19 protein-coding genes are annotated in these 17889 nt (G+C 62.9%); 10 read left to right on the top strand and 9 right to left on the bottom strand.

Annotated elements, in window-relative coordinates; all coding sequences use genetic code 11:
* Positions 1 to 134: 134 nt before the first annotated feature.
* From BTM36_RS08550 to BTM36_RS08525, 6 genes are all read left to right on the top strand, one after another.
* Positions 135 to 557: a gamma-butyrobetaine hydroxylase-like domain-containing protein gene (locus BTM36_RS08550; protein ID WP_077235935.1), complete on the top strand. Its 423-nt coding sequence runs from the start codon at positions 135 to 137 to the stop codon at positions 555 to 557.
* Positions 558 to 641: 84 nt separating this feature from the next.
* Entirely contained in the window at positions 642 to 1376 is a 735-nt protein-coding gene (ubiE, locus tag BTM36_RS08545; RefSeq protein ID WP_077235934.1) for a bifunctional demethylmenaquinone methyltransferase/2-methoxy-6-polyprenyl-1,4-benzoquinol methylase UbiE, read from the top strand.
* Between the two features lie 143 nt (positions 1377 to 1519).
* A complete protein-coding gene (locus BTM36_RS08540; protein ID WP_077235933.1) occupies positions 1520 to 2506 on the top strand; it encodes a Tim44 domain-containing protein in 987 nt (328 codons plus the stop codon).
* A 185-nt stretch (positions 2507 to 2691) separates the two neighbouring features.
* Positions 2692 to 3300, top strand: coding sequence for an SCP2 domain-containing protein (locus tag BTM36_RS08535; RefSeq protein ID WP_077235932.1), 609 nt, complete (start codon positions 2692 to 2694; stop codon positions 3298 to 3300).
* Positions 3300 to 4874, top strand: coding sequence for a ubiquinone biosynthesis regulatory protein kinase UbiB (gene ubiB / locus BTM36_RS08530; protein ID WP_006465107.1), 1575 nt, complete (start codon positions 3300 to 3302; stop codon positions 4872 to 4874). The genes BTM36_RS08535 and ubiB overlap by 1 nt, the downstream gene beginning before the upstream one ends.
* Positions 4875 to 4928: 54 nt before the next feature.
* The gene (locus BTM36_RS08525) at positions 4929 to 6425 is read left to right on the top strand and encodes an MFS transporter (RefSeq protein ID WP_077235931.1); all 1497 of its coding nucleotides are present in this window, start codon (positions 4929 to 4931) and stop codon (positions 6423 to 6425) included.
* Between the two features lie 9 nt (positions 6426 to 6434).
* Here BTM36_RS08525 and BTM36_RS08520 read toward each other — a convergent pair whose 3' ends face one another.
* Positions 6435 to 7361: a LysR family transcriptional regulator gene (locus BTM36_RS08520; RefSeq protein WP_077235930.1), complete on the bottom strand. Its 927-nt coding sequence runs from the start codon at positions 7359 to 7361 to the stop codon at positions 6435 to 6437.
* A gap of 161 nt (positions 7362 to 7522) precedes the next feature.
* Here BTM36_RS08520 and BTM36_RS08515 point away from each other — a divergent pair, with 161 nt between their 5' ends.
* Positions 7523 to 8290 carry a 3-oxoacyl-ACP reductase family protein gene (locus BTM36_RS08515; protein WP_077235929.1) on the top strand — a complete coding sequence of 256 codons (768 nt, stop codon included), beginning with the start codon at positions 7523 to 7525 and terminating at the stop codon, positions 8288 to 8290.
* An 81-nt stretch (positions 8291 to 8371) separates the two neighbouring features.
* On the opposite strand, the gene trpC is transcribed toward BTM36_RS08515, so the two are convergent.
* The 6 genes from trpC to rpe form a co-directional block, all read right to left on the bottom strand.
* On the bottom strand, positions 8372 to 9172 hold the full coding sequence (gene trpC / locus BTM36_RS08510) for an indole-3-glycerol phosphate synthase TrpC (protein ID WP_077235928.1): 801 nt from the start codon (positions 9170 to 9172) through the stop codon (positions 8372 to 8374).
* 16 nt (positions 9173 to 9188) lie between these two features.
* Positions 9189 to 10226 carry an anthranilate phosphoribosyltransferase gene (gene trpD / locus BTM36_RS08505; protein ID WP_077235927.1) on the bottom strand — a complete coding sequence of 346 codons (1038 nt, stop codon included), beginning with the start codon at positions 10224 to 10226 and terminating at the stop codon, positions 9189 to 9191.
* Positions 10227 to 10264: 38 nt separating this feature from the next.
* Positions 10265 to 10840 carry an aminodeoxychorismate/anthranilate synthase component II gene (locus tag BTM36_RS08500; protein WP_077235926.1) on the bottom strand — a complete coding sequence of 192 codons (576 nt, stop codon included), beginning with the start codon at positions 10838 to 10840 and terminating at the stop codon, positions 10265 to 10267.
* The gene (trpE, locus tag BTM36_RS08495; protein ID WP_077235925.1) at positions 10841 to 12337 is read right to left on the bottom strand and encodes an anthranilate synthase component I; all 1497 of its coding nucleotides are present in this window, start codon (positions 12335 to 12337) and stop codon (positions 10841 to 10843) included.
* Positions 12338 to 12680: 343 nt separating this feature from the next.
* Positions 12681 to 13361: a phosphoglycolate phosphatase gene (locus BTM36_RS08490; protein ID WP_077235924.1), complete on the bottom strand. Its 681-nt coding sequence runs from the start codon at positions 13359 to 13361 to the stop codon at positions 12681 to 12683.
* A gap of 69 nt (positions 13362 to 13430) precedes the next feature.
* Positions 13431 to 14096: a ribulose-phosphate 3-epimerase gene (gene rpe / locus BTM36_RS08485; RefSeq protein WP_013235823.1), complete on the bottom strand. Its 666-nt coding sequence runs from the start codon at positions 14094 to 14096 to the stop codon at positions 13431 to 13433.
* Positions 14097 to 14306: 210 nt separating this feature from the next.
* On the opposite strand from rpe, the gene apaG reads away from it, so the two are divergent.
* On the top strand, positions 14307 to 14681 hold the full coding sequence (gene apaG, locus BTM36_RS08480) for a Co2+/Mg2+ efflux protein ApaG (protein WP_006465097.1): 375 nt from the start codon (positions 14307 to 14309) through the stop codon (positions 14679 to 14681).
* A 32-nt stretch (positions 14682 to 14713) separates the two neighbouring features.
* On the opposite strand, the gene BTM36_RS28300 is transcribed toward apaG, so the two are convergent.
* Entirely contained in the window at positions 14714 to 14878 is a 165-nt protein-coding gene (locus tag BTM36_RS28300; RefSeq protein ID WP_168189762.1) for a hypothetical protein, read from the bottom strand.
* Between BTM36_RS28300 and BTM36_RS08475 the strand changes: the two genes are divergently transcribed.
* The gene (locus BTM36_RS08475) at positions 14877 to 16127 is read left to right on the top strand and encodes a murein transglycosylase A (RefSeq protein WP_077235923.1); all 1251 of its coding nucleotides are present in this window, start codon (positions 14877 to 14879) and stop codon (positions 16125 to 16127) included. The genes BTM36_RS28300 and BTM36_RS08475 overlap by 2 nt on opposite strands.
* A gap of 74 nt (positions 16128 to 16201) precedes the next feature.
* Here BTM36_RS08475 and BTM36_RS08470 read toward each other — a convergent pair whose 3' ends face one another.
* A complete protein-coding gene (locus BTM36_RS08470; RefSeq protein ID WP_006465094.1) occupies positions 16202 to 16639 on the bottom strand; it encodes a universal stress protein in 438 nt (145 codons plus the stop codon).
* Positions 16640 to 16853: 214 nt separating this feature from the next.
* On the opposite strand from BTM36_RS08470, the gene BTM36_RS08465 reads away from it, so the two are divergent.
* Complete coding sequence (locus BTM36_RS08465; RefSeq protein ID WP_006465093.1) at positions 16854 to 17630, top strand: enoyl-CoA hydratase; 777 nt, start codon at positions 16854 to 16856, stop codon at positions 17628 to 17630.
* The last annotated feature ends 259 nt before the right edge of the window (positions 17631 to 17889 follow it).

Raw genomic sequence — 17889 nt, 5'->3', positions numbered from 1 at the left:
ACCGGGCGTGATCAATCGCGTCCGGGTGCGACCGCTGTCACAGATGTCGCGGATGGGTGATGCTGCAAGCTTGCCAGCGTCATTTCTCCTCTCACCGATTTCACACATTTCACACATTTCACAAGGGATAGCCCATGAGCGCCCAGACTTCTCCGGTTCCGCTGTCCTTCAAGGTACGCAAGCTCTCGCGCGTGGTGGAGGTCGAGTTCGATGATGGCGTGATGTTTTCGCTGCCCTTCGAGCTCATGCGCGTGTATTCCCCCTCGGCCGAAGTACGTGGCCATGGTCCCGGCCAAGAAGTGCTGCAGACCGGCAAGCGCGAGGTCGAGATCAACGGCATCGAACCGGTCGGCAACTACGGCGTCAAACCGCTGTTCTCGGACGGCCATGCCAGCGGTATCTTCACCTGGGACTATCTGTACCAGCTCGGCCGTGACCAGTCCGCAATGTGGGAAACCTATCTGCAGAAACTGGAAGCGGCGGGCTTCACCCGCGAGAGCGGGCGCGACCACCAGGCCGAGGCTGCAGGTGGGCACGGCTGCGGCCACTCGCACTGAACACTGCAAGGCCATGCTGATCCAGGGCAAACCGCAGCACGGCCGGTCTTTTATAATGTCGTCTTCAACGTTACAGGCCTAGCCATGACCAACACCACCCATTTCGGTTACGAAACCGTCAAAGAAGAAGAGAAGGTCCGCAAGGTCGCGGAAGTGTTCCACTCCGTCGCCGCCAAGTACGACGTGATGAACGACTTCATGTCGGCTGGCCTGCATCGCATCTGGAAGGCTTTCACCATCGCCCAGGCGGGTATTCGCCCCGGCTTCAAGGTGCTTGATATTGCCGGTGGCACCGGTGACCTGTCCAAGGCCTTCGCCAAGCAGGCCGGTCCCAGCGGCGAAGTCTGGCTGACCGACATCAACGAATCCATGCTGCGCGTGGGCCGCGACCGCCTGCTCGACAAGGGCATCGTCACCCCCACCATGCTGTGCGACGCCGAGAAGCTGCCCTTCCCGGACAACTATTTCGACCGCGTTTCGGTGGCCTTCGGCCTGCGCAACATGACCCACAAGGATGCCGCCCTGGCCGAGATGCGTCGTGTGCTGAAACCCGGTGGCAAGCTGCTGGTGCTGGAATTCTCCAAGGTCTGGGAGCCGCTGAAGAAGCCCTACGACGTGTACTCCTTCTCGGTCCTGCCATGGCTGGGCAAGAAGGTCGCCAACGACGCCGACAGCTATCGCTACCTGGCCGAATCGATCCGCATGCATCCCGACCAGGAAACCCTGAAGCAGATGATGGAACAGGTCGGTCTGGAGCGCGTGCAGTATTTCAACCTGACCGCCGGCGTGGCCGCGCTGCATACCGGCATCAAGATGTAAGCCAGGCGGGCAGCGGCTGACCTGGCGTGGCCCGGCATTAAGGCTGGCTTAATTTTGCCGGGTGACAATGGCCCTGTCGGATCGCCAATCTGCTTTGCGCTCCGGCATCCCGCACTGACGGCAACATCCACAAGAGGTAAGCCATGAAAAAATTCCTGCTCGCACTGCTGCTGGCGATGACTTCGCTAGCCCTGCTCACGTCACCGGCCGAGGCCAAGCGCCTGGGCGGCGGTGGTTCCTTCGGCAAGCAATCGTCCAATTATTCGCGCCAGGCGGCACCGTCTTCGCCGTCCTACAGTCAGCCTGCCGCCACCCCTTATCGGCCCGCGACGCCAGCTGCTACGCCGCAAAGCGCCCCCCTGCCCAAGCCTGCCAGCCCCTGGCGCAACGTGCTGGGCGGCGCCTTGCTGGGCTTCGGCCTGGGTGCGCTGATGTCGCACTTCGGCATCGGCGGTGCGCTGGGTGGCATGCTGGGTTCTCTGTTGACCATCGCCTTGCTGTGCGCGGCAGTGATCTTCCTGATCCGCATGTTTGCCCGTGGGCGCGAGGCGCAGAACAGCAATCCGGCCTATGCCACGCCGATGCCTGGCGTGAGCCCCATCGGCAGCGCCGCCGGTGCGACACCAGAAATCGGCTCGGGCCTGCGTGACATCAACCCGCCGCCAGCCGCCCCCGGCAACTCTCCGGCCGCGCTGCAAGGCAGCGGCCATGGTGGCTACGGTGGCACTGGTCAACCCGCGCAGATCCAGCACTGGGGCATCCCTGAGGGCTTCGACACTGCCGGTTTCGTACGCAATGCCAAGACCTACTTCATCCGCTTGCAAGCCGCCTGGGATCGCGCTGATGCCAATGACATCCGTGAATTCACCACGCCCGAAATGTTCGCCGAACTGCGCATGCAGCTCACCGAACGCGGTGCCGCGCCCAATGCCACCGATGTCGTGCAGCTGGATGCAGAACTGCTGGGCATCGAGACCATGGCCTTCGATTACCTCGCCACCGTGCGCTTCCAGGGGCTGATCAAGGAAGCTCCGGACGCCTCGGCCGAGCCCTTCGCCGAGATCTGGAACCTGTCCAAGCCGCTCAACGGCAGCGGCGGCTGGGTGCTGGCCGGTATCCAGCAGGTGTAGCCGAGCCGGACGGCGCTGGATCAAGGAACACGCGGCGCGTGAGCCTTGCCGGCGCGCCAAGCTGTTACACTTGAGACCGCCCGTTTGATCGGGCGGTTTTGTTTTTGCGGAGCTGAATATTGGTGAATTCTTCGCCGCTTCCGCGTTCTTATTGCTGTCCCCGGCTCAACCCGTCTCTGGAACCCATGTCCGTGCTGCCCGACCCGTCCACCCTGGCCCTCGACCCGATGAAACCCGCTGCGGCGGTGATCAACCATCTGCTGGCGCAGGAGCCGTGGGCGCGCAATACCCTCATCACCCATGCCGGCAAGGTCGCCTGCATCGATACCGGCGCCATGCAGTTGCGCCTGAAGGTGGCCGGTGACGGCTACCTGCAGGATGTCCCCGCCGACGCGCCGGCCAATGTCACCATCCGCCTGAAACTGTCGGACCTGCCGCTGATCGTCGCCAACCGCGAACGCGCCGTGTCCTACGTCAAGCTGGAGGGCGATGCCGATTTTGCCAATGCCATTTCGCAACTGAGCCAGAAGCTGCGCTGGGATGCCGAGGATGACCTGTCACGCGTGGTCGGCGATGTCGCCGCCACGCGCATCGTCTCCGGCGCGCGCGGCCTGTTCGAAGCTGCCCGCACCACCCAGCGCAAGCTGACCGAAAACCTGGCCGAGTATTTCCTGGAAGAACAACCGATGCTGATCCGCCCCCGCCAGCTGCAGGACTTTTCTGCCGACGTCGTGCGCCTGCGCGATGACCTGGAACGTCTGTCCAAGCGCATCGAGAAACTGGAGCGTCGCTAATGCTGCTGCGTTCCATGCGTCTGCTCAAGATCATCCGCGTCGCCATTCTCTATGGCCTGGATGAAATCGTCGCCTCCGAATTCGCGCCGCCGCGCTTCGCCCGCATCGTCAACCGCATCTTCTTCTGGCGCGACCTGTCCGCGCCACGCGGCGAGCGCTTGCGTCGCGCACTGGAAGACCTGGGTCCCATCTTCATCAAGTTCGGCCAGGTGCTGTCGACCCGGCGCGACCTGATGCCGCCCGACATCGCCAACGAACTCACGCTGCTGCAGGACCGCGTGCCACCGTTCGAATCCGAACTGGCCGTCAGGCAGATCGAGAAATCGCTGGGCGCCCATCCCGACCAACTCTTCGCCAGCTTCGAACGCACCCCGGTGGCCTCGGCCTCGATTGCCCAGGTCCACTTCGCCACCCTGAAGGATGGCAAGGAAGTCGCGGTCAAGGTGCTGCGCCCCGGCATGCGCGACATCATCGACCACGACATCGGCCTCATGCACGTGGCCGCCGACTGGCTGGAGCGTCTGTGGGCGGATGGCCGCCGCCTCAAGGCCAAGGAAGTCGTGGGCGAGTTCGACAAGTACCTGCACGACGAACTGGACCTGATGCGCGAAGCCGCCAATGCCAGCCAGTTGCGCCGCAACTTCGCCGAATCCACGCTGCTGATGGTGCCGGAGATGTACTGGGATTACTGCTCGCCCTCGGTGATCGTGATGGAGCGCATGCATGGCATCCCCATCTCGCAGACCGAGCGCCTGCGTGCGGAAGGGGTGGACCTGTCCAAGCTGTCGCGGGACGGCGTGGAGATCTTCTTCACCCAGGTGTTCCGCGATGGCTTCTTCCATGCCGACATGCACCCCGGCAATATCCTGGTCTCGGTGGCGCCGGAGACCTTCGGTCGCTACATCGCACTGGACTTCGGCATCGTCGGCACACTCAACGATTTCGACAAGGATTACCTGTCGCAGAATTTCCTGGCCTTCTTCCGTCGCGACTACAAGCGCGTGGCCGAGGCCCACATCGAATCCGGCTGGGCGCCCAAGGATACCCGCGTCGATGAACTGGAAGCGGCCGTGCGCGCCTGCTGCGAACCCATCTTCGATCGCCCGCTGAAGGACATCTCCTTCGGCCAGGTGCTGCTGCGCCTGTTCCAGACCTCGCGCCGTTTCAATGTCGAGGTGCAGCCGCAACTGGTGCTGCTGCAGAAGACCCTGCTCAACGTCGAAGGCCTGGGCCGCCAGCTCGATCCCGACCTGGACTTGTGGAAGACTGCCAAGCCCTATCTGGAACGCTGGATGAGCGAGCAGATCGGCTGGCGTGGTTTCGTCGAGCAATTGAAGGTCGAGGTGCCGCGCTACAGCCGTCTGCTGCCCGAGCTGCCGCGTCTGGCACACCAGGCGTTGACCCGCTACACCAACGGCGAAGGCCAGCCGCAGAATACCGAACTGATGCGCAAGCTCCTGGCCGAGCAGCGTCGCACCAACATGTTGCTCGGGGTGATCGTCTATTTTGGCGGCGGGCTGATCGGCGGCATCATCGTGATCCAGGTACTGATGCATGTACTGAGGTTCTATTGATGCAGGGCCGGTTTTGTAAATGATATAAATAATTTCGAAAAGAAGCGCCGGCACATGCCGGCGTTTCGCATGTCGGACCAGCAGACAGGGATAGCGGACGTGGGAACCAACGACAACAGCTTGCCGGACGCGCGCGTGCGCATGTTGCCCTACATCGTGGCGGCGACCTTCTTCATGGAGTATCTGGACACCACCATCATCGCCACGGCATTGCCGCAGATGGCCCAGTCCTTCGGTGTCGGTCCCAACGAACTGAGCCTGGGCATGACCGCCTATATGCTCACGCTGGCGGTGTTCATTCCCATCAGTGGCTGGGTGGCCGACCGCTTTGGTTCGCGTACCGTGTTCGGCATGGCCATCGTCATCTTCACCCTGGCGTCCATCCTGTGCGGGTATTCGGAGAATGTCTGGCAATTCACCGCGGCGCGGGTCTTGCAAGGATTGGGCGGGGCCATGATGGTGCCGGTCGGGCGCATGATCGTGGTACGCAGCACCGGCAAGGAGCGGTTGATGAAGGCCATCGCCACCATCACCTGGCCGGCCATCGTGGCGCCGGTGGTGGGGCCATCCATCGGTGGCTTCATCACCACCTATGCCTCGTGGCACTGGATCTTCCTGATGAACGTGCCGTTCGGTATCGCCGCTTTCATCGCGGTGATGACGGTGGTGCGCAACGAGCATGGCCACAGCCGGCGGCCGCTGGACGTGATCGGCTTCCTGCTCTCGGGCGCGGCGCTGACCTCGCTGCTGTATGGCACCGAGATCGCCAGCCACATGGAATCCAACATCAAGGTGGCGCTGGGCTTCGTGGCCCTGGGGGTGGTGCTGGGCGGGTGCGCCTGGTGGCACATGCAGCGCATCGAACATCCGCTGCTGGACTTTTCCAATCTGCGCATTCCGACCTATTCGGTGACGGTGCTGACCGGTTCGCTCACGCGCATCGGTGTGGATGCGGTGCCTTACCTGATGCCCTTGATGTTCCAGATCGGGTTCGGTCTCACGGCGTTCCAGTCGGGGTTGTTGCTGCTGGCGACCGCCCTGGGCAACCTGGGCATGAAGGCATTCACCACGCGCATCCTGCAGCGTTTTGGTTTCCGCAGCGTGGCGCTGAACAATGCGGCCATCGCCGGCTGTCTCATCATTGCCTGCGGCCTGCTCACGCCGGGCACGCCCTTGCCGGTGATCCTGGGGGTGATCTTCTGTTACGGCCTGTCGCGCTCGATGCAGTTTTCCACGCTCGCCACGCTGGCCTATGCCGACATCAGCGATGCCCGCAAATCCTCCGCCAGCACGCTCTGGAGCGTGGCGCAGCAGATGACCATCGGCATGGGCATCGCCTTTGGCGCGCTGGCCTTGCGCGTGGCGGCCTATCTGCGCGGGGAAGAGGTGGACGCCAGCGGCGCCCACTTTACGCTGGGCGACTTCCAGTGGGCCTTCGCGATGGCAGGCCTGGTGACACTGGTCTCGGTGATCGGCTACCGTGGTCTGTCGCACGATGCCGGCAGCAATATCGGCGGCGGCATGCGCGCCACCCGGCAGGGCAAGGCGTGAGGACGATCTTCAGCCCAGTGCGTTGAAGCGCTGCGCCAGCCGCTGCTGGCGGAAATGTTCCACCACGAAATCGACGAAGACCCGGGTCTTGGCCGGCAACAGCCGCGCCGCCGTGAAATACAGCGACAGCATACCGGTATCGACGTACCAGTCCGGCAATACCCGCACCAGGGTGCCGCGATCCAGGTAGATCAGGGCATGTGGCATCGAGACCAGGGTGATGCCCAGCCCGGCCTCGGCCACCTCGCAGGCGGCGTTGGCGTCGCTCATGGTCATCCGTTGTTGCAAGGTCACCGGTGCCTGTTGGCCATGGCGGTCGCGCAGCGAGAACGGGCGGATGCGCCCGCTCTGCGGCGAGCGGATCAGCACGCCAGCATGGTCGGCCAGATCGGCCGGCGAGCGTAGCGCCGGGTGCGCCTCCAGATAGGCCGGTGAGGCCAGCAATACCCGGTGTGCCGGCGCCAGTTCGCGCGCCACCACCCCGGGCGAGAGTTCGGTACCGCCGGCAATGGCGGCATCGAATCCTTCCGTGATCAGATCCACCGGGCGATTCTCGAAATGCCAGTCCGGCTGGATGCCCGGATAGCGGCCCAGGAATTCCCCCAGCAAGGGCAGGATGTACTGGCGCCCGAACCCCGTTCCCATGCTGACCTTGAGCGTGCCCGCCGGCTGCCCGCCGGCGCTGGCCAGGTTGGCCACGGCGCTGCGGATGGCCTGCAGGCCGCCGGCCACCTCCTGCAGGAAGCGTTCGCCCGCCTCGGTCAGCGACAGCTTGCGGGTGCTGCGGTGGAACAGGCGCACCCCCAATGAAGATTCCAACCGGGCCACGTTCTTGCCGACCGCGGCCGAGGTCAGGCCTAGCTGGCGCGCCGCCGCCGAAAAGCTGCCGGCATTGGCCGCAGCGACGAAGCATTCGATGCTGGTCATGGTTTCCATGGACTGATTCTAAACCATTGGTTTAAAAAGAAGATATTGATTTCCGGCTAGTCGCAACATAATCAAACGCCGATACTTGCTTCAACCCAGACGCAAACAGAAACGCGCCAACGGGTTCAACCCTACGCAATCACTTACGCATCTATCCAAGGAGCAAGATCATGACCAAGCAAATCACCACCACTTCCCACAACACCCTGGTGTCCAAGGTTGCCTTCGTCCAGGGCGGTTCGCGCGGCATCGGCGCAGCCATCGTGCAGCGTCTGGCCGCCGAAGGCGCCACCGTGGCCTTCACCTACGTCAGCTCGCCGGACAAGGCGCAGGCCCTGGTCAGCAGCGTGGAAGCCGCCGGTGGCCGCGCCCTGGCCATCCAGGCCGACAGCTCGGACGCGACCGCGCTGCAGCAAGCCATTCGCCTGGCTGCAGAAACCTTCGGTCGTCTCGATATCCTGGTGAACAATGCCGGTGTGCTGGCCATGGGCCCGATCGATGAATTCAAGCTGGAAGATCTGGACCGCACCCTCGCCGTGAACGTGCGCAGCGTCTTCGTCGCCACCCAGGAAGCCGCCCGCTACATGGGCGACGGCGGTCGCGTCATCAGCATCGGCAGCACCAACGCCGAACGCATCCCCTTCGCCGGCGGCGCCGTGTATGCGATGAGCAAGTCGGCCCTGGTGGGATTGACCAAGGGCCTGGCACGCGACCTGGGTCCGCGTGGCATCACCGTCAACAATGTGCAGCCCGGTCCGGTCGATACCGACATGAACCCGGCCAGCGGTGACTTCGCTGCCGCTCTGACCGGCCTGATGGCCCTGCCGCGCTACGGCAAGGCCGAGGAAATCGCCAGCTTCGTGGCCTATCTCGCCGGTCCGGAATCGGGTTACATCACCGGTGCCAACCTGACCATCGACGGCGGTTTCGCAGCCTGATCTGCGTCCTCCCCGAGAGCAAAAAAAAACCTCGCACCGGTTTGCACCGGGCGAGGTTTTTTCCTGCACGCGAAGATCAGTTCAGGCGAACAGTCGTGCCAGCTCGACGCCCGGTTCCGGCGCCCGCATGAAGGCTTCGCCGACCAGGAAGGCGTGGACGTCGGCGTCGCGCATGCGCTTGACGTCGTCCGGGGTGGCGATGGCCGACTCGGTGACTACCAGCTTTTCCGGCGGGATGCGCGGCAGCAGGCCCAGCGTGGTATCGAGGGTGGTCTCGAAGGTGCGCAGGTTGCGGTTGTTGATGCCCAGCAGGCGGGTCTTCAGCTTCAGCGCCGCATCCAGCTCGGCGCTGTCATGCACTTCCACCAGCACGCTCATGCCCAGTTCGTGGGCGCAGGCTTCCATGTCGGCCATCAGGCCGTGGTCCAGGGCGGCCACGATCAGCAGGATGGCATCGGCCCCCCAGGAGCGGGCCTGGTAGATCTGATAGTGATCGACCATGAAATCCTTGCGCAGGACCGGCAGCGCACAGGCTGCGCGGGCCTGCTTGAGATAGTCGGGTGAACCCTGGAAGAACTGCTCGTCGGTCAAGACCGACAGGCAGGCCGCACCGTGGGTGGCATAGCTGACGGCGATCTCGGCCGGCTTGAAGTCGGGGCGGATCACGCCCTTGGAGGGGGAGGCCTTCTTGACCTCGGCAATCACGCCGGCCTGGCCGTTGGCGATCTTGTCGCGCAGGCTGCCTTCGAAGTTGCGCAGTTCGGAGCGCAGTTCGCTGTCGGTTTCGACGTCGCGGCGCAGGCTGGCCAGGTCGCGCTGCTTTTGCGCGATGCGGATTTCCTCGGCCTTGACGTCGAGGATCTTGTTGAGGATGTCGGACATGGGCTTCCTTGTCGGATTAGTGTTTGCCGCCAAGCTGGCGCGTGACTTGCACGAACTGGTCCAGCTTGGCGCGGGCGGCGCCGGAGGCGATGGTGGCGCGCGCGGTGGCCAGGCCATCGGCAATCGAGGGGGCCACGCCGGCTGCATACAGGGCGGTAGCGGCATTGATCAATACGATGTCGTGCACCGGACCGGGTTCCCCGCGCAGGGCTTCGAAGATCTTCTCCTTGGACTCGGTCGAGTTTGCCACCTGCAGGTTGCGGCTGGCGAACATGGACAGACCGTAGTCTTCCGGGTGGATTTCATATTCGCGGATCTCGCCATTGACCAGCTCGCCCACCATGGTGGCGCCGCCCAGGGTGACTTCGTCCAGGTTGTCGCGCCCCCAGACCACGATGGCGTGCTGCGCGCCCAGGCGTTGCAGTACGCGTACCTGGATGCCGACCAGGTCGGCATGGAATACGCCCATCAGGATATTGGGGGCGCCGGCCGGATTGGTCAGTGGCCCGAGGATATTGAAGATGGTGCGTACACCCAGCTCCTTGCGCACCGGGGCGGCGTGCTTCATGGCGGCGTGGTGGTTGGGGGCGAACATGAAGCCGATGCCGCTCTGGGCGATCGATTGCGCCACCTGTTCCGGTTGCAGGTTGATGTCCGCGCCCAGGGCTTCGAGCACGTCGGCGCTGCCCGAGGAGGAGGACACGCTACGCCCGCCGTGCTTGGCCACGCGCGCACCGGCAGCGGCAGCCACGAACATGGAGGCGGTGGAGATGTTGAAGGTATGCGCGCCGTCGCCACCGGTGCCGACGATGTCCAGCAGGCCGGTGGTGTCGGCCATCGGCACCTTGGTGGCGAATTCGCGCATGACCTGCGCGGCGGCGGCGATCTCGCCGATGCTTTCCTTCTTCACACGCAGGCCCATGGTGAGGGCGGCGATCATGACCGGCGACATCTCGCCGCCCATGATCTGGCGGAACAGGGTCAGCATTTCGTCGTGGAAGATTTCGCGGTGTTCGATACAGCGCAACAGCGCTTCTTGCGGGGTGATAGGCATGTCTGGTCTCTTTTTGGTGTTGTGGTCCCGGCGCGGCCTCAGCCGTGGGCGCTGCCGGTCAGGAAGTTCTTCAGCAGGGCGTGGCCGTGCTCGGAAAGGATGGACTCGGGGTGGAACTGCACGCCTTGCAGCTCGAACTGCTTGTGGCGCACGCCCATGATCTCGCCGTCATCGGTCCAGGCGGTCACTTCCAGGCAGTCCGGCAGCGTGGCGCGTTCGATGGCCAGCGAGTGGTAGCGGATCACGGTGTAGGGCGAGGGCAGGTCCTTGAAGACGCCCACGCCGGTATGGGCGATTTTCGATGTCTTGCCATGCATGACCTGCTTGGCGCGCACGATGTTGCCGCCGAAGGCTTCGCCGATGGCCTGGTGGCCGAGGCAGACACCCAGGATGGGCAGCTTGCCCGAGAATTCCTTCAACAGGTCTACGCAGATGCCGGCTTCCTTGGGGCTGCAAGGGCCGGGGGAGAGGCAGATGCGCTCGGGATTGAGCTTCTTGATGTCATCCAGCGTGATCTCGTCATTGCGGATGGTCAGGACCTCCTCGCCGAGTTCGCCGAAGTATTGCACCAGGTTGTAGGTGAAGGAGTCGTAGTTGTCGATCATCAGCAGCATTTAGATTTCTCCGTCCAGGCCGTCTTGCACTTGTTCAGCGGCACGCAATACGGCGCGCGCCTTGTTTTCGGTTTCTTCCCATTCCATTTCCGGCACCGAGTCGGCCACGATGCCGGCGGCGGCTTGCACGTACAGCGTGCCATCCTTGATGACGCCGGTGCGAATCGCAATGGCCACGTCCATCTCGCCACCGAAGGAGAGATAGCCGCAGGCGCCGCCGTAGATGCCGCGCTTGCTGGGTTCGAGCTCGTCGATGATTTCCATGGCCCGTACCTTGGGCGCGCCCGACAGGGTGCCGGCGGGGAAGGTGGCCTTGAGCACATCCAGGTTGGACATGCCGGGCTTGAGGATGCCTTCGACGTTGGAGACAATGTGCTGCACGTGGGAGTATTTTTCGATCACCATCTGGTCGGTGACCTTGACGCTGCCAGTGGTGGCGATACGGCCGATGTCGTTGCGGGCCAGGTCGATCAGCATGACGTGCTCGGCGATTTCCTTGGGATCGGCCAGCAGTTCGCGGGCCAGCTGTTCGTCGCGCTCGATGGTGGAGCCGCGCGGGCGGGTGCCGGCCAGGGGGCGGATGGTGATCTTCTTCTGGCCTTCGCCGATGGATTCGTTGCGCACCAGGATTTCCGGCGAGGCGCCGACGATCTGCATGTCGCCGAAGTTGTAGAAGTACATGTAGGGCGAGGGGTTCAGCGAACGCAGGGCACGGTACAGCATCAGCGGCGAATCGACATAGGACTTCTTCAGGCGCTGGCCGATCTGCACCTGCATCAGGTCGCCGGCCATCACGTATTCCTTGGCGCGGGCCACGGCCTTGAGATATTCATCCTTTGGGAATTCGCGGATGGTCTCGGTGCGCACCGAACCGGTGGTGACCGGCGCATCGGCAGGGCGGCGCAGCATGGCGCGCAGGTCGCGCAGGCGTTGGCGCCCGCGGGAGAAGGCTTCCGGTTGGGTGGGGTCGGCGTAGACGATCAGGTAGAGCTTGCCGGAGAGGTTGTCGATGACCGCCAGTTCTTCGGTCAGCAGCAGCTGGATGTCAGGCAGGCTCAGGGTATCGGGCGGGGCGCTGTCTTCCAGGCGCTTTTCGATGTAGCGCACGGCGTCGTAGCCGAAGTAGCCGGCCAGGCCGCCGCAGAAGCGCGGCATGCCGGGGCGGATGGCGACCTTGAAGCGGGACTGGTATTCGGAAATGAATTCCAGCGCATTGCCTTCGGCGGTCTCGATGACGACGTCATTTTTCAGGACCTCGATCTGCTTGCCACTGCAGCGGATCTTGGTGGAGGCGGGCAGGCCGATGAAGGAGTAGCGGCCGAAGCGCTCGCCACCGACCACCGACTCCAGCAGGAAGGTATTCTTGCCGGTGTTGTGGCTCTGGGCCAGCTTGAGATAGAGCGTCAGTGGGGTTTCCAGGTCGGCGAAGGCTTCGGCGATCAGGGGGATGCGGTTGTAGCCTTCGGTGGCCAGCGATTTGAATTCGAGTTCGGTCATGTTTCACTCCAGACCGCCATTGTAGGGTACGCGGCGCTGGCCACCGGGCGGCGCGCAGGCGCAATGAGCGCGATGCACACGAAGCACGTGGACAGGTGCGGACTCTCGTCAGCGGTGTCGTTGTTTGAATTGCGGGAAATGCAGGGGATGCGGTACTACAACAAACGACCCGGCGCGCAGGTGCGGCCAGGTCCAGGCGTCAATCACTGAGCCTGGAATTGCCAGCGTCGCCACAGCCAGGCCTCAGGGGCGGCTGTAGTTTGTGCGGTACGTTTGTTGTTGCGAAACATGGATGTGGGGTCGCGGTTCGATCTTTGGTCTATCGACCGGTGGCTGACAAGCGTCAATCCACCGAGATTTGCTGCGCTGCTTCTACAAGCGTCGAAACTATACCATCCGAATCGACGTCGTGTATAGATTCACCGTGGTTGTATCCATACGGAACATTCAGGACACGGCACCCCGCTGCACGGGCGGCCTGGGCGTCATTGCTGGAGTCGCCGATGGCGACCACCTGGGCCGGGGCCAGGCCGAAATCCTCGCACACCTGCAACAGCGGCATGGGGTCGGGCTTCTTGCGGGGGAAGGAGTCGCCGCCATAGACGATCTCGAAGAAGCCGGAGAGGCCCTTCTTTTCCAGCAGCGGCGCGGCGAATGCCAGCGGCTTGTTGGTCACGCAGGCCAGGCGCAGGCCTTTCTCGCGCATGGCTTGCAGGCCTTCGAGCACGCCCGGGTAGAGCGAGGAGTAGTCACCGTTGATGGCCAGGTAGTGCTCGGTATAGGCATCCAGTGCCTGCTGGAAGTATTGCGCCGCCTCGTCTTCGGCATAGTCCACGGCCAGTACCCGGCGGATCAGGTTTTCCGTTCCCTTGCCGACGAAGTTGACGATGGTTTCCTGCGACAGGGGCGTCAGGCCCAACTCGGCACGCATGCGGTTGACTGCGACATGGAAGTCGGCTGCGGTGTCCAGCATGGTGCCGTCGAGGTCGATGATGGCGGCTTTGATGTTGGTCAGCTTGCTCATGTGCGCGGGAAACCTCGTGGTCGATTCGTCAATGGGTGGCGGGTTGGGGCAAAGGTTGAAGGGGCGGGCTCAGACCTGCGCCAGTTCGGCGCGCATGGCGTCGATCACGGCCTTGTAGTCGGGCTTGCCGAAGATGGCGGAGCCGGCCACGAAGGTGTCGGCACCGGCACGGGCGGCGGCGGCGATGTTCTCGATCTTGATGCCGCCATCGACTTCCAGCAGGATGTCGCGGCCGGATTCATCGATGCGGCGGCGCACTTCGGCGATCTTCTTCAGTGCTTCGGGAATGAAGGACTGGCCGCCAAAACCGGGGTTCACCGACATGATCAGGACCATATCCAGCTTGTCCATGACGTGATCCAGATAGTGCAGTGGCGTGCCGGGGTTGAACACCAGGCCGGCCTTGCAGCCGTTGTCGCGGATCAGTTGCAGCGAGCGGTCGATGTGCTCGGAGGCTTCCGGGTGGAAGGTGATCAGGTTGGCGCCGGCCTTGGCGAAGTCGGGGATGATGCGGTCCACCGGCTTGACCATCAGGTGCACGTCGATGGGGACCTGTACATGTGGGCGGATCGCTTCGCACACCAGCGGGCCGATGGTCAGGTTGGGCACGTAATGGTTGTCCATCACGTCGAAGTGGATGAAATCGGCGCCGGCGGCGACGACATTGCGCACTTCTTCACCCAGACGGGCGAAATCGGCGGACAGGATGCTGGGGGCGATACGATAGGTCGGCATGGCTGTAAAGAAAGGATGGCTGAATCGACGGCGGCCCCGGCGCTCGGCACGGAGGCGGCAAAGCTGCTATTTTACCCTGTCGCCGGGCGCTGACGCGCTGACGGAACGTTGCGGCTTGCGCTGCGTGACGAATTCGTGTGCAATCGGGGATGGTCGCTGCGAGTTTTCTTCGTGCGCGGCCCGACATAACGACAACACAGGAAAAATCCCATGGCAGCGTATGAGTTCACGGTGACGGTCAAGACCCAGTACCTGGAGGAACAATCCGATCCATCGCGTTCGCACTACGTGTTCGCCTATGCGATCACCATCGCCAACACCGGCACCGTGCCGGCCCAGCTGATCTCGCGCCACTGGGTGATCACCGATGCCAACAACCACGTCGAGGAAGTGCGCGGGCTGGGTGTGGTAGGCCATCAGCCCTTCCTGCAACCGGGCGAACAGTTCGAATACACCAGCGGTACCTCGCTCAAGACGCCGCAGGGCAGCATGCACGGCGAATACTTCTGCGTGGCCGAGGATGGCGAACAGTTCGACGCCCGGATTCCCGAGTTCGTCCTTTCCCTTCCGCGCACGCTGCATTGAAATGAAGGTTTTGGAGGTGACCAGCGGATTTTTCAGCGCTGGTCGCTGTCTGTCTGCTCTCGTGCCTGCTGCTGCGCCTGCTGTCGCCGGGTGACTGGCCTGCCGTTCTTTTCCTTGCGGCCCGAGAACATGGTCCACCAGACGATGAAGACCAGCAGAAAGAAGGCGGCGCAGGCCTCCAGGATCAACCACAACATGAATTTGTCTCCGATGTCATTGAATCGTTTGAATCGCTTGAATCGTTCCTTCAGCCTGGCCTCGCTCAGGCGCCTCAGTGTACCCGCATTGGCAGTCTCGGTCGCCGTCCTGCTGGCGGCCTGCCAGACCACGCCGCTGACCACGCCGCCGGTGAGCCAGCCGCCGGCCAAGCCGACCGTCCAGCCGGGGCCGGCCATGCGCGCCACCACTTTCTCGCAGCTGCCGGGATGGGGTAATGATGACCTGCGCGAGGCCTGGCCGGCCTTGCAGTCTTCCTGCTCGGTGCTGATCCGCAAGCCGGAGTGGCGCGCCGCCTGTGGTGCAGCCCAACAGGTCAATGCCGGCGACCTGGGCTTCCTGCGCCAGTATTTCGAGACCTATTTCACGCCTTACCAGCTGTTCAACCCCGACGGTACCGATACCGGTCTGGTCACTGGCTATTACGAGCCGCTGCTGCGCGGTTCGCGCCGTCGTGCCGGGCCTTACCAGACGCCGCTGTATCAGGCGCCGGATGACTTGCTGACCATCGACATGGCCAGCGTCTATCCGGAATTGAAGAACCTGCGTCTGCGCGGCAAGGTGGTGGGGCGCAAGGTAGTGCCCTATCCCACCCGCGCCGAGTTGATGCAGGGCAATAATCTGGCTGGCAAGGAGATCGTGTGGGTTGATGATCCGGTGGAGGCCTTCTTCCTGCAGGTACAAGGTTCCGGCCGGGTCTATCTGCCGGAGTCACGCGAGACCATTCGCCTGGCCTATGCTGACCAGAATGGCCGCCCTTATAAATCCATAGGCCGCTATCTGGTGGACAAGGGAGAGATGGAGCTGTCCCAGGCGTCGGCCCAGAACATCAAGGCCTGGGTCCAGGCCAATCCGGCGCGCAAGGAAGAGTTGCTCAACGCCAATCCCAGCTATGTCTTCTTCAAGGAGGAAAAGCTGCCCGATCCGTCGAAGGGGCCGAAGGGTGCCCAGGGTATCCCGCTGACGCCGCAGCGCTCGATCGCGATCGATCCGCAGCATGTCCCGTTGGGTGCGCCGGTCTTCCTGGCGACCACCCTTCCCAATAGCGATAGGCCGCTGCAGCGTCTGGTGGTGGCGCAGGATACTGGCGGTGCCATTCGCGGCGTGGTACGGGCGGACTACTTCTGGGGCTTCGGCGACGAAGCCGAGGACCGCGCGGGCTCGATGAAGCAGCGCGGGATGATGTGGGTGCTGCTGCCTAAGGGGATGAATCCGCCTGGTGGTAATTAAACCTCAGATTTCCCCTCGGCAATAAAAAAGCCTGGTCCGGAGATGGATCAGGCTTTTTCCGTTGAAGGGGCCAGTCAGCGTAGTACCAGCACCGGAATGGTGGAGTGAGCCAGCACCTTTTGGGTCTTGCTGCCGAGGAACATGCGCGAGAGCCCGCTGCGACCGTGCGATGCCATGAAGATGGCGTCGCAGCCATGAAGCTGGGCGGCCTTGATGATTTCCTCATCCGGGTTGAAGGACATCACGATCTCGGTCTGGCATGGCACGCCGGCTGCTGCGGCAGCATCGGAGATCTTCTTGATGTGCTGGTTGGCCAGGGTCTTGACGTTTTCCTCATAGAGGGCGGGATCGATGGCCATCGAGCTCTCGGCCAGTGGAGAGAACGGATACGGTTCTGCGACCGAGATGCCGATGAGACGGGCGCCGCAATGCCTGGCGTAATCCACGGCGGTGGCGATGGCCTTGTCCGAACGTTCGGAGCCGTCGGTGGGCACGAGTATGGTCTTGAACATGGAGGCCTCCTTGTCGATGAAGTTGGGTTCACGCGTGACGGTGGTTAGATGACTCCAATATAGTCTGGTGCCGCCTTGCTCGCATGAAATTATCGGCAGTCATTGCGCCAGGTCGGACTTCCTCATTATTTTTGGCTTATTCTTGCACATCGCCGTACCGGGTTTGTGCCACGTCCGGGCGGTTCCCCGATTCATCCATAAGAAGGAGACCTACATGAGCTACGAAAACATCCTGGTTGAAACGCACGGCCAGGTTGGCCTGATCCGCCTGAACCGCCCCAAGGCGCTCAACGCACTGAGCGATGCCCTGATGATCGAACTGGGCGAGGCCCTGCTGGCATTCGATGCCCAGGATGAGATCGGATGCGTCATCGTCACCGGCAGCGAGAAGGCATTTGCCGCCGGCGCCGATATCAGCGTGATGGCGGGCTATGACTATATGGACGTCTTCAACGGGGAATTCATTACCCGTAACTGGGAAACCGTGCGTCGCATCCGCAAGCCGGTCATTGCGGCGGTGGCCGGCTACGCGCTCGGTGGCGGCTGTGAGCTGGCGATGATGTGCGATTTCATCATTGCCGCTGACAATGCCAAGTTCGGCCAGCCGGAAATCAAGCTGGGCATCATTCCCGGTGCCGGTGGCACGCAGCGTCTGCCACGTGCCGTTTCCAAGGCCAAAGCCATGGACATGGCGCTGACGGCGCGCATGATGGATGCGCAGGAAGCCGAACGCGCCGGACTGGTGTCGCGCATTGTTCCCGCAGACAAGCTGATGGAAGAGGCGATGGCGGCGGCAGTGGCCATTACCGAAATGCCGCGTCAGGTAGCGATGATGGTGAAGGATTCCGTCAACCGGGCCTTTGAGAGCAGCCTGGCCGACGGCATCCGGTATGAACGCGCACTCTTCTATAGTTGCTTTGCGACGGAAGACCAGAAGGAGGGCATGAAAGCCTTCCTGGAAAAGCGGCCGGCAGTCTTCAAGAATGCCTGAATAGATAAGATGAAGAATGGCCGCCCGCCAGGGCGGCCATTCTTGTTTGTAGGGTTTCTGTTTCCAGATTTTGAGCTCAAAGCTATGCCGGGCAAGGGTTTGCGTGGCATCGACCATGCCGGCTTCCAAGCTTGGCTAAATTATTTTCGAATATTTTTCAAAAAGTGCTTGCGTGGTGTGGAGGGCGTTGCTATAGTTCGCCCCCTGCTGACGCGACACACGAAGCGAAGTTGAAAAACAGAGCGACGAAGGTGGGCGA

The sequence above is a fragment of the Herbaspirillum sp. VT-16-41 genome (assembly GCF_001994935.1).
Lineage (GTDB): Bacteria > Pseudomonadota > Gammaproteobacteria > Burkholderiales > Burkholderiaceae_D > Herbaspirillum > Herbaspirillum frisingense.
This window is presented reverse-complemented; position numbering and strand designations above follow the sequence as displayed.

Coding starts and splice junctions, on each gene's coding strand:
- trpD (WP_077235927.1), bottom strand. CDS start 10,226: ATGCCTATCACCCCGCAAGAAGCGCTGTTGCGCTGTATCGAACACCGC.
- BTM36_RS08535 (WP_077235932.1), top strand. CDS start 2,692: ATGTCCGTGCTGCCCGACCCGTCCACCCTGGCCCTCGACCCGATGAAA.
- BTM36_RS08550 (WP_077235935.1), top strand. CDS start 135: ATGAGCGCCCAGACTTCTCCGGTTCCGCTGTCCTTCAAGGTACGCAAG.
- trpE (WP_077235925.1), bottom strand. CDS start 12,337: ATGACCGAACTCGAATTCAAATCGCTGGCCACCGAAGGCTACAACCGC.
- BTM36_RS08465 (WP_006465093.1), top strand. CDS start 16,854: ATGAGCTACGAAAACATCCTGGTTGAAACGCACGGCCAGGTTGGCCTG.
- BTM36_RS08490 (WP_077235924.1), bottom strand. CDS start 13,361: ATGAGCAAGCTGACCAACATCAAAGCCGCCATCATCGACCTCGACGGC.
- BTM36_RS08515 (WP_077235929.1), top strand. CDS start 7,523: ATGACCAAGCAAATCACCACCACTTCCCACAACACCCTGGTGTCCAAG.
- BTM36_RS08475 (WP_077235923.1), top strand. CDS start 14,877: ATGAATTTGTCTCCGATGTCATTGAATCGTTTGAATCGCTTGAATCGT.
- trpC (WP_077235928.1), bottom strand. CDS start 9,172: ATGTCCGACATCCTCAACAAGATCCTCGACGTCAAGGCCGAGGAAATC.
- ubiE (WP_077235934.1), top strand. CDS start 642: ATGACCAACACCACCCATTTCGGTTACGAAACCGTCAAAGAAGAAGAG.
- rpe (WP_013235823.1), bottom strand. CDS start 14,096: ATGCCGACCTATCGTATCGCCCCCAGCATCCTGTCCGCCGATTTCGCC.
- BTM36_RS08470 (WP_006465094.1), bottom strand. CDS start 16,639: ATGTTCAAGACCATACTCGTGCCCACCGACGGCTCCGAACGTTCGGAC.
- BTM36_RS08520 (WP_077235930.1), bottom strand. CDS start 7,361: ATGGAAACCATGACCAGCATCGAATGCTTCGTCGCTGCGGCCAATGCC.
- ubiB (WP_006465107.1), top strand. CDS start 3,300: ATGCTGCTGCGTTCCATGCGTCTGCTCAAGATCATCCGCGTCGCCATT.
- BTM36_RS08500 (WP_077235926.1), bottom strand. CDS start 10,840: ATGCTGCTGATGATCGACAACTACGACTCCTTCACCTACAACCTGGTG.
- BTM36_RS28300 (WP_168189762.1), bottom strand. CDS start 14,878: ATGTTGTGGTTGATCCTGGAGGCCTGCGCCGCCTTCTTTCTGCTGGTC.
- apaG (WP_006465097.1), top strand. CDS start 14,307: ATGGCAGCGTATGAGTTCACGGTGACGGTCAAGACCCAGTACCTGGAG.
- BTM36_RS08525 (WP_077235931.1), top strand. CDS start 4,929: ATGCCGGCGTTTCGCATGTCGGACCAGCAGACAGGGATAGCGGACGTG.
- BTM36_RS08540 (WP_077235933.1), top strand. CDS start 1,520: ATGAAAAAATTCCTGCTCGCACTGCTGCTGGCGATGACTTCGCTAGCC.